Genomic DNA, 8,045 nt, shown 5'->3' with positions numbered 1-8,045 from the left:
GTGAAGGTGTAGTCGCCGTCCTTGGTCGCGGTCTTCGGCTTTTCGGTCAGGTCGTCGGTGATCGTGTCGCCTTCCTTGACCCCGGAGACGGTGACCTTGACGCCCTTCTCCTCGTTCGCGAGGTCCTCGGCCGTAATCTCCTTGGGGTCGACCGTGAGGGTTGCTTCGATGGGTGCCACGCCGTTCTCGTCGACGACGGTGACGTTGCCTTCGACGGTCACAGGATCTGCATCACCGCGAGTCACATACGCGTAGAGCGGGATGTTGCCTGGACCAAAGTCCCCCGGATCGCCAGTGTAGTAAGTCCTGAAAGTGAAATCGCCGTCGGCGGGGACCACTTTGTCTTCGGTGAGGAACGTTCCCGAGACCACATCACCCTTCTTGAGATTTGTGAGGGTGATAGTCAGCCCCTTGGACTCGTCGGCGAGATCTGCAGCGGTGATCTCTTTCGGGTCGACCGCCATCGTGGACTGAACAGGCTCAGCCTGAGATGTCAGCACATTTATCGACTCCTGGAGTGTGACACTCGAGACACCAGCGCGCTGGACCTTGACGGAGAACGACTTCGCACCGGATTTGAGGGTTTCGGCGTCGCCGCTGTAGTAGACACGGAGCGTCTCCGAGCTGCTCGACGCCGTCACCGTCTTACCTTCGAGACCAGAGACACTGAGCTTGTCACCCTGCTCAAGACCGGTGACGGTGACCTTCACGCCTTTCGACGAATCTGCGAGGTCGTCAGCGGACACTTCGTCGGTAGAGACTCTCAGATCTGCGTTGATCTTCTCTGGCTTGGTCTCGTCGATGTCGGATTCGTCTTCGCCGTCCTCGGTAGACGAAGGCGTCGGTGCAGGCGGAGGAGTGGTCTCCTTCTTCGCCGGTTCAGGAGCCGACTTCTTCGCGTCGTCCTTCTCCTCCGCGGCCTCCTTGGCCTTCTTCTCCTCGGCAGCCTTCTCGTCCGCCTTCTTCTTGGCAGCCGCCTTGGCGTCGGCCTTCTTCTTGGCCTCGGCCTTCTCTTCGGCTTCCTTCTTCTCCGCGGCCTTCTTGGCGGCGGCTTCCTTCTCGGCCTTCTCCTTCTCCGCCTTCTCCTGCTCAGCGGCCTTGGCTTCAGCCGACTGAGTCGAAGGGGTTTCGGCGGCGGCGACCGGTGCGGCGACGAGTCCGGTGAACGCGAGGGCGACAGCCGGCGCGAGGATGATCTTCTTCATTGGAGTGCCTTCTATCTATATGTGAGGGGGTGCACATCTGGAAGTCATCCTAGGTACAGGGAATTATCAGAACTATTTTTGTAACTTTTGTTCGAGTGGCATTCCGGTAACACTTTGGTGAATGCCGTCACATGTTCGCGACCATCCCGTGACCTACCGGCGGGTAGTGTCGACCCACAGGTGACGCGCCGCCGGCAACGCCCGCCGACCCGCCTCACTTCTCGGTCGGCCCGCCTCACACGGGCCAGACTTCGGCCCTGATCTCCTTGCGCTGATCGGTCGTCGGCACCTTGACGGTGATCGCCGACGGCAGGATCCCCATCGCGAGGTACTTCGTCGTGCCCGCGGGGTCCCCGTCGAGCTGGACCTCGAGTTCGTCACGGGATTCGATGACGACGTTGTGGCACTTGCGGATGTCGGTGTGCAGGCCGTTGCGGGTCTTGCGGCCGATGATCGAGGCGGCGACACCCACCCATTGGCCGAGGTTCTTCGGGCTGACGACGAGGACGTCGAGGAGGCCGTCGTCGATGACCGCCTCGGGCAGCAGCTGGATCCCGCCCTGGAGCTTGCCGCAGTTGCCGCCGATGACGGACCGCACCCGTGCCGAGACCCGATAGTCGTCGTCATAGGTGATCTTGACATGGCTCGGGCGCCCCACCAGCGTGCGCGAACCGGCTTCGAGGTACGCAAGCCAGCCGAGCCTGCTCTTCGCGTTCGCGGTGGTCTTGGCCATCACCTCGGCGTCGAAGCCGAGCCCGGTCATGACCATGAACACGTGACGGTCCCCGCGCCTGCTGATCTGCGCCACCCCGACGTCGACGTCGCGGTTGCGGCCCCACAGGGCGATCCGGATCGCCCATTCGGGTTTGTCGAGCACGAGGTCGAGGTTGCGGGCGAGGAGATTCCCCGTGCCCATCGGGATGATCCCCATGGGTGTCGCCGTTCCGGTGAGCGCCGAGGCGACCGCGCGGATCGTGCCGTCCCCGCCGGCGGCGATGACGACGTCGACCCCGGCTTCGAGGGCCTCGTTGGCGGCCCCTTCTCCGGCGTCCTCGAGGGTGGTCTCGAAGATGAGCGGGGGAGCCCACCCCTCGAACCGGCAGATCGCCTTCGCCGTCGCCGCGATGTTCTTCGCATTGGCCTTCGTCGGATTGATGACGAGGGCTGCCCGGTAGCGGTCTGCCGGCACTTCCTCCATGCCGGCAGGGGCATGGTTGTTCGAGAAGCGATGAAGGCGGCGCAGGACCCGGCGTCCGCCGTTGCGGGCGCCGAGGAGATAGGCGGCGACGACGGTAACGAGGAACCCTGGGATGAGCAGCCACAGGATGGCGGGGTCCAGGTCAAGGGTCATGGCACAAATTTACTCCGGTGCACCTGAGTGGAGGCCGAACGGTCGAAATGTCGAAATGACTGCGCGCCCGTTAAGCTGAGACGGTGATCGATCTAGTGCTGCTCAGAGAAGACCCGGACCTGTTCAAGGCGTCGCAGAAGGCCCGCGGGGCCTCCGTCGAGCTCGTCGACGAGGTCCTCGCCGCGGACTCCGCGAGGCGCGCGGCCATCACGGCGTTCGAGGACGCTCGCGCCGACCAGAAGGCCTTCTCCTCTCAGATCGCGAAGGCGTCGAAGGACGAGAAGCCTGCCCTCATCGCCGAGGGCAAGGAGAAGTCGGCGAAGGTCAAGGCCCTGCAGGCGGAGTCGGAGGAGGCCTCGTTCGCCTTCGAGAGCCTCGCGGCGAAGCTGCCCAACCTCATCATCGACGGCATCCCCTCCGGCGGTGAGGAGAACTTCGTCACGCTCAAGACCGTCGGTCAGCCGCGGGACTTCGCAGCGGAGGGCTTCGCACCCCTCGACCACCTCGCCCTCGGCGAGGAGCTGAAGGCCATCGACACGGCCCGGGGCACGAAGGTCTCCGGCGCGCGGTTCCACTACCTCACCGGCTTCGGCGCGAAGCTCGAGATGGCGCTGCTCAACCTCGCTCGCGACGTCGCCGAAGAGGCGGGCTTCAGCCCGACGATCACCCCGACGCTCGTCAAGCCCGAGGTCATGCGCGGCACCGGGTTCCTCGGCGAGCACGCCGATGAGGTCTACCGCCTCGAAGCCGACGACCTCTTCCTCGTCGGCACCTCCGAGGTGCCGCTGGCCGGGTACTACATGGACGAGATCATCGACCTCTCCGACGGTCCGCTGCGCTTCGCCGGCATCTCCTCGTGCTACCGCCGGGAGGCCGGCTCGTACGGCAAGGACACCCGCGGCATCATCCGCGTCCACCAGTTCCAGAAGGTCGAGATGTTCTCCTACGTCGAGGTCGAGGACGCCGAGGCCGAGCACGAGCGCATGCTCTCCCTGCAGGAGAAGATGCTCCAGCTGTGCGAGCTGCCGTACCGGGTCATCGACGTCGCCGCCGGCGACCTCGGCGATTCCGCGGCACGGAAGTACGACTGCGAAGCCTGGGTGCCGACGCAGGAGACCTACCGCGAGCTCACCTCGACGTCGAACTGCACGACGTTCCAGGCCCGGCGCCTGCAGATCCGCGAACGCCACGACGGTGCCACGCGTCCGGTCGCCACGCTCAACGGCACGATGGCGAACACCCGGTGGCTCGTGGCGATCCTCGAGAACCATCAGCAGGCGGACGGATCGGTCACGGTCCCCGAAGCCCTGCGCCCCTACCTCGGCGGAATGACTGCTCAGGGACCGGAGGGTCCGCGATTCTGAGCAGCGCAGCCCCTGCCGGTCAAGGAGAACCATTGCCCGCACACCTCATCGCGCTCGACGTCGACGGCACGATCATCGACTACGACGGCACCCTGTCGGAAACGGTGCGACGGGTGCTCCTCGACCTCGCCGAGGCGGGTCACCACCTCGTCATCTCGACCGGCCGTGCCCTGCCGGGTGCGCTCGAGCTCGTCCACGCCCTCGGCCTGACCGAAGGCTACGTCGTGTGCTCGAACGGCTCGGTCGTCGTCAGGCTCGATCCCTCGCTGCCGTTGGGCTGGGAGATGCACAACGTCGTCTCGTTCGATCCCCGCGCGGCTCTCGAACGGATGCGCGAGGTCCTGCCGGGTGCCCTCTTCCTCGTCGAGGATCCTGACCTCCACCGCTGGGCCTCCGGGGCGTTCCCGCCCGGTGAGCTCGCCGAGTCCGACACCCTCGACATCGTGCCCTTCGACGAGCTGCTGGAGAAGCGGGCGACCCGCATCGTCATGCGCGACGTCAACGGCACTGCGGAGGAGTTCGCCGCCGCGGTCGACCGTCTCGGCCTCCACGAGGTGAGCTACTCGGTGGGATGGAGCAACTGGCTCGACATCGCCCCGGATGGAGTGTCGAAGGCCAGCGGCCTCGCCCTCGTCGAGGACGAGCTCGGCATCGACCATGCGCTCACCGTCGCTGCTGGCGACGGACTCAATGACATCGAGATGATCGAGTGGGCCGCCCACGCGATCGTCATGGGGCAGGCGAAGGACGAGCTCAAGGTCCTCGCGAGCGTCGTCACCGACCCCGTCGAGGACGACGGCCTCGCGGTCGCCCTCGTCGACCACTTCGATCTCGATCCGGCTGTGCTCGACACCGAGGGGTCGACCCAGACCCGCCCGTAGGGTTGCCGAGAGAAGAGGTCAGCGGGCGGGGAGGGCGTCGAGCATCGCCGTGAGGTAATGGGCGACGCCGTCGTCCTCGACCGCATCGGTCACGGCGTCCGCGGACTCCTTGACGATGTCGAGGGCGTTGCCCATCGCCACTCCGTGCCCGGCCCAGGAGAGCATCTCGATGTCGTTGGGCATGTCCCCGAAGGCCATCACCTGCTCCTGCCCCACGCCGAGGTGGTCGCACACCGACTCGAGCGTCTTCGCCTTGGTGATTCCGCGGGGTGCGAGTTCGACGAGGCCGTTGACGGGGTCGGAGAACGTCGCGTGGCATGAGCGGGTGACGAGCGGGCCGAGGAGATCGTGGAGGGCGGCGGAGTCCTCGGTGCCGAGGCTGACGAGGATCTTGACGACGTCGCGGTCGGCGATCTCACCGATGTCTCCGATGACGGTGGCGTCCCGCGGAGAGCGTGTTGCGAAGCCGTCGTCGATGAAGAGCCCGGTGAGGGTCTCGAAGGCGAAGTGCGCTTCGGGGTGCTCGCCGGAGATCGCAGAGACGATCTCGACCACCTCGGCGTGGCCGAGGGTGTGGGCGTCGACGACGGATTCGGAGGCGATGTCGTAGACGACGGCGCCGTTGAGGCACACGACCCGGCCGAGGTCGGGGATCTGTTCGGCGATCGGGGCAAGCCAGCGGATCGGTCGACCGGTGACGAGGACGAAGGGGATGCCCTCGCGCTGGCAGCGGTGGATCGCGTCGATCGTCGCCTCGGAGATCGGCTGCCAGTCGAGCAGCAGCGTCCCGTCGATGTCGCTGGCGACGAGCCCGAGGTCGAAGTCGGCGGGCAGCCGGCGGTGCCCGCTCATCGGCTCTCCGCCTCGGCGATGGTCCGCTGGGCGCGGTCGAGGAGGTCGGCGGCGTCGGAGATGTAGCGGTCGGTCGCGGCGGCGGCCGAGGACAGAGCGGGTCCTTGGGCGGTCTCCGCGCGGACCATCGAGGCGGCGAGCACCGCCTCGGCGACCTTCGCCGACGCCCGCGTGAGGACCTCAGGGGTGTCCCCGACCTCCACCCGGACGTGCCCGGGCACGACCTGGTCCTCGATCGGCCAGCGGGCGTGGAGTCGCTCGGTGAGCTCATCGATCCGGGTGGCCAGGTCGTTGAGCCGATGGGTGCCGGTCATGATGAGCTCCCTCGCCGAGGCGGCCGCCTGGTCGGCATCGACCGTGCCGATCCCGGCGGGCCCGGGTTCGTCCGTGCCGGTGGCAGAGGGGGCGGCCTCGTGGATCGCGACGGCAGTGGCGTAGTAGCGGTCGACGGCGCGGAGGAAGCGGTCGTGGTTGTGCCGCCACAGCCCGGTGCCGAAGCGCTTGTCGGGTCCGCGGGAGCGGAAGGAGAGGAGCTTCTTCACAGATAGTTGCCGGTTCTGCGTCTGTCCTCCTCGGACTCGGGTCCGGCAGTCGTGCCGGGACCGCCCGCGCCGGGAGGTACGATCCCCGGAATCCGACCGCGTCCGCCGCCGTCCTGCTGGGCCATGGCCTGCTGCGCCATGATCGCGGTCTGGATGCCGTGGAAGAGGCCTTCGAGCCAGCCGACGAGCTGAGCCTGGGCGACGCGCAGCTCGGAGGCCGAGGGCGGGCCGTCGGTCGAGTCGAAGGGGCGGGCGAAGCGGTCGAGCTCGGCGACGAGCTCCGCGGAGATCCCGTCCTCGAGGTCGTCGATCGCCTGACGGTGGATCTGTGCGAGGCGTTCGCGGCCCTTCTCGTCGAGCTCGGTGCCGCGGACCTCTTCGAGGAGCTGCTTGACCATCGTGCCGATGCGCATGACCTTCGCGGGCGAGGAGATGTCGGGTTCCTCATCGTCCTCGTCGGCTCCGGCACGGTCGGCCGCCTCGGCGCTGTCCGGGGCAGGAGGCTGGGGCGACGGCGGCTGGACCGCGTCGGCCGATGCCGGCTGGGCCGCCTCGGCCGCGGTTGCCGGTGCGTCGGCATCCGGTCGGGCGGCCGTTGTCGACTGCCCGTCGTCGGGGCCGGCAGGGTCGGCGGGGGACGGGGACGGCTGCACCGCCTCGGCGGGGGATTCGGTCGGTGGCACCGCCTCGGCGGGCCGGTCGTTCTCAGCGGACGTCGGACGCTCGGTCATGGTCGCATTCCTTCTTCCCCTCGTGGCTGGGTCCCGTGGCCGCCCGTGGCTGCGGCGGTCCCTGCGCCCCCGGCGGCGGTGCCGTCGACCGTGAGGAGGACCTTGCCGATGTTCGCGCCGTCCTCGAGGATGCGGTGGGCGCGGGCCGCCTCGGCGAGGGGGACGGTGTCGAAGATGATCGGGCGGATGTCCCCTGAGATCACGGCCGGCCAGAGCTGGTCGCCCACCTCGGCGATGATCGTGGCCTTCTGCTCGGCAGGGCGGGCGCGCAGGGTCGTCGCGGTGATCGTCTTCCGGCCCGTGAGCAGGGTGCTGAGGTCGAGGTCGGCGGTCGTCCCGCCCTGGAGGCCGATGATGACGAGACGGCCGTCGGTCCGCAGCGCGCGGATGTTGCGCTCGAGGTACTTCGCTCCGATGATGTCGAGGATGACGTCGGCCCCCGTCGTGCCGTCGGGGTGGACGCAGATCTCGTGGACGCGTTCGGCGAAGTCCTCGGTGCGGTAGTTGATGACGGCGTCGGCGCCGAGGTCGCGGCAGAACGCCGCCTTCTCCTCGGAACCGACGGTGACGACGATCTTCACGCCGAGGAGGTTCGCGACCTGGATCGCGGCGGTGCCGATCCCGGATCCGCCGCCGTGGACGAGGAGCCACTCGCCGATGCGGATGCGGCCGCGGCCGACGACGTTCGAGTAGACGGTGGCGAGCACCTCGGGCAGGGCCGCCGCGGCGGTGAGGTCGTAGGTGTCGGGCACCGGCAGGAGCTGGGCCGCGGGGACGGCGACCTCCTCGGCGTAACCGCCGCCGGAGAGGAGGGCTGCCACCCGGTCGCCGACGTTCCACCCGGTCACCTCGGCGCCGAGGGCGGTGATCGTCCCGGAGATCTCGAGCCCGGGGATGTCGGTGGCGCCGGGCGGCGGGTTGTAGAAGCCCTGGCGCTGGAGGAGGTCGGCACGATTCACCCCGGCGGCGTGGACTGCGACGAGGACTTCGTCGGGCGCGATCTCGGGAGTGGGCACTTCGGTCAGCTTCAGGGACTCGGGATCACCCGGGACGGGAATCGTGATGGCGCGCATGGGACCACTCTAGTCCGTGGAGCGGACAGCGACAGGGGCACCTGCA

Annotated in this window: 8 protein-coding genes; 2 read left to right on the top strand and 6 right to left on the bottom strand. The window is 68.0% G+C overall.

The features are described 5' to 3' along the window. Together EZE58_RS11465 and EZE58_RS11460 are read right to left on the bottom strand one after the other, a co-directional pair. Positions 1-1,205 (bottom strand): hypothetical protein (locus EZE58_RS11465; protein WP_205772230.1); only part of this gene is annotated, 1,205 nt, incomplete at its 3' end. A 235-nt stretch (positions 1,206-1,440) separates the two neighbouring features. Continuing rightward, positions 1,441-2,556, bottom strand: coding sequence for a diacylglycerol kinase family protein (locus tag EZE58_RS11460; protein ID WP_095376384.1), 1,116 nt, complete (start codon positions 2,554-2,556; stop codon positions 1,441-1,443). Positions 2,557-2,639: 83 nt separating this feature from the next. Here EZE58_RS11460 and serS point away from each other — a divergent pair, with 83 nt between their 5' ends. Beyond that, on the top strand, positions 2,640-3,920 hold the full coding sequence (serS, locus tag EZE58_RS11455; protein WP_040342538.1) for a serine--tRNA ligase: 1,281 nt from the start codon (positions 2,640-2,642) through the stop codon (positions 3,918-3,920). Between the two features lie 32 nt (positions 3,921-3,952). Continuing rightward, positions 3,953-4,801 (top strand): HAD family hydrolase, encoded by an 849-nt coding sequence (locus EZE58_RS11450; RefSeq protein ID WP_095376383.1) that lies wholly within the window; start codon positions 3,953-3,955, stop codon positions 4,799-4,801. Positions 4,802-4,819: 18 nt separating this feature from the next. On the opposite strand, the gene EZE58_RS11445 is transcribed toward EZE58_RS11450, so the two are convergent. Genes EZE58_RS11445 through EZE58_RS11430 form a run of 4 tightly spaced genes read right to left on the bottom strand, consistent with a single transcriptional unit; the run spans position 4,820 to position 7,999 of the window. Then, positions 4,820-5,653: a Cof-type HAD-IIB family hydrolase gene (locus EZE58_RS11445; protein ID WP_009381115.1), complete on the bottom strand. Its 834-nt coding sequence runs from the start codon at positions 5,651-5,653 to the stop codon at positions 4,820-4,822. Further along, entirely contained in the window at positions 5,650-6,195 is a 546-nt protein-coding gene (locus tag EZE58_RS11440) for a hypothetical protein (protein ID WP_009381114.1), read from the bottom strand. Before EZE58_RS11440 ends, EZE58_RS11445 begins: the two co-directional genes overlap by 4 nt. Continuing rightward, a complete protein-coding gene (locus EZE58_RS17455; protein WP_009381112.1) occupies positions 6,192-6,926 on the bottom strand; it encodes a proteasome activator in 735 nt (244 codons plus the stop codon). The genes EZE58_RS11440 and EZE58_RS17455 overlap by 4 nt, the downstream gene beginning before the upstream one ends. Then, positions 6,923-7,999, bottom strand: a complete 1,077-nt coding sequence (locus tag EZE58_RS11430) for an NAD(P)H-quinone oxidoreductase (protein ID WP_063250613.1) — start codon at positions 7,997-7,999, stop codon at positions 6,923-6,925. The genes EZE58_RS17455 and EZE58_RS11430 overlap by 4 nt, the downstream gene beginning before the upstream one ends. Positions 8,000-8,045: the final 46 nt, after the last annotated feature.

It is taken from the genome of Brevibacterium sp. LS14 (genome assembly GCF_012027885.1).
In the GTDB taxonomy this organism is placed as follows: Bacteria; Actinomycetota; Actinomycetes; order Actinomycetales; family Brevibacteriaceae; genus Brevibacterium; species Brevibacterium casei.
Note: the sequence above shows the minus strand (reverse complement) of the source record. Positions and strands in the feature narration are given on the sequence as shown.